This window comes from Burkholderia sp. MR1-5-21 (assembly GCF_053427715.1).
On sequence record NZ_JBSAXD010000079.1, the window covers coordinates 1 to 2,002 of the forward strand.

The window sequence follows — 2,002 nt, forward strand, 5'->3', positions numbered from 1 at the left end:
CTTGCTGGGCGCTGTGGCTGCCGCGCCCGGGCCCGGATAGTAACCGCGCAGCGGGACTCCATCCCCGGGACGGCGAATCGATGCGATGTGGCGCCTTACGGTTCATCGAGTTCGCCCGCTGCCGGTCTGACCTGTCGCTATCCTTTACCTGTTGCGTCTTCGAGTGCAAAGGGGATCGTGGTTGATGCGTGGTTTAGCTGTCTGTTGGGGCGATCAACGCGCGCGGAGCAATACACACGTGCGATGGATCGAATTTCTCGCCCTTCGCGAGCACCGCCCAGAGAATACGCGCATGCTTGTTGGCGACGGCGACCAGAGTCTTGTAGTAGCCGACGCGGGCCTGCAACTGGACGATCCAGCGGGAGAGCCGGTCGACACGTCGAGGTGCGGTAAGGATGGCCGAGCGCGCGCCTTGATATAGCAAGGTTCGCAGATAGTCGTTGCCTTGCTTGGTGATGCGTCCGAGCCGCTGTTTGCCGCCGCTGCTGTTCTGCCTCGGTACGGTGCCGATCCAGGCAGCCATCTGCCGGCCATTTTTGAATTGCCGTGCATCGACCACGGTCGCAACAGCGGCGGATGCGGTCAGAGGGCCCACGCCGCACACGTCCATGCAACGCTGTGCCTGCGGATCATGACCGGCATGTTCGGCGATCTGCTTGTCGAGCCAGGCGATTTCCTGGTCCAGTGCCTGACATTGCGCCCAGCCACGCATCAGGGCCTGACGTGCGGGACCAGCGAGCTCGTTGCTGCCGTCCTCGAGACGGTCGACGAAGTGTTGGTGTAACGCGCGGATGCCTTGCGGCAGAAACACACCAAACTCCGCGAGCAGCCCGCGCAGGCGATTCACCAGCGCGGTACGTTCCTCGACAAACCCGGTCCGCATGCGGTGAAGCACAAGCACGCTTTGCTGGGCAGGTGACTTGACCGGGACGAAACGCATCTGTGGACGGCTTGCTGCTTCACAGATTGCCTCGGCATCCTGTGCATCGTTCTTCACGTGTGGACCACCTTTGCGATAGGGGGCAGCAAATTGCGGCGGAATGAGCCGTACATCGTGTCCGAGCGTGCGCAACTTGCGCGCCCAATAATGTGCACCACCGCACGCTTCCATCGCCACTAGACACGGCTCAAGATTGGCAAACCAGTTCACAAATCGTTCGCGAGCAATTGCCTTGCGCACGACGGCACGTTCGGCGGCGTCAACCGCGTGGACCTGGTCGGGTAGCAGCAGCGCATTGCTGCGCCGCCGCCCCCTAAGAACCGGACGTGCGGGTCACCCCGCATCCGGCTCAAGCCATTCTTCAGCACCATAGGGTGGCACCGAACAACTTGACGGAGTGTTTCGCGATTCGACGGCGCGCAAGGTAGGGTGCCCATTCCGGATCGAACGGACTGGCCTGTCCCCGGATCTTGACATGTCGCGTGATCGCGATCGTCATTGCACGGAAGAGCCGAAGACCGCCAGTACCGCTCTCGGCCAAGCCCTTCGTAGCAAAATCCCAGGACCGGTGTCCGTCCCGCCGGAAGTATCTCTCCCTTACCCACCGTGCTCCTTTCGTGGGATGCCTGCGCTTCGCCCACCTCCAGAGCAGTTGCCAGATGTGCGAGTCTACCGATGAGAAAGCCGCTTTTGCCACTACGTGGCGGTGATACATGGCCCAGCCCCGGATAACCGGGTTGAGCTTGTGAATCAACGCCGCCTGAGTGACGCTAGCGTTGCCTTTGATGATGTCCCTGACCTTGTCGAGCAGCGATTTAATGCTCTTTCTCGCTGGCTTGATCAGCAGCTTGCCGTCGTACTTACGCACGTTCTGGCCAAGGAAATCGAAACCCTCCGCTATATTTGTGATTCTGGTCTTCTCTTCCGAGAGTTCCAGACCTCGAGCGGCCATGAATGACCTGACCGCAGGAAGCACTCGGGATTCCAGCACATCTTTCGACACGCCAGTCACCACAAAGTCATCGGCATAGCGGACGACGTTGAGCTGCGCCTTGCTGCGCG

At 60.9% G+C, this 2,002-nt stretch carries 2 protein-coding genes; both read right to left on the reverse strand.

Annotation, left to right across the window (positions count from 1 at the left end; all coding sequences use genetic code 11):
• Positions 1-193: 193 nt before the first annotated feature.
• Entirely contained in the window at positions 194-1,231 is a 1,038-nt protein-coding gene (locus ACV229_RS40440) for an IS110 family transposase (protein ID WP_448088641.1), read from the reverse strand.
• A 70-nt stretch (positions 1,232-1,301) separates the two neighbouring features.
• Positions 1,302-2,002 (reverse strand): group II intron maturase-specific domain-containing protein (locus tag ACV229_RS40445; RefSeq protein ID WP_448088640.1); only part of this gene is annotated, 701 nt, incomplete at its 5' end.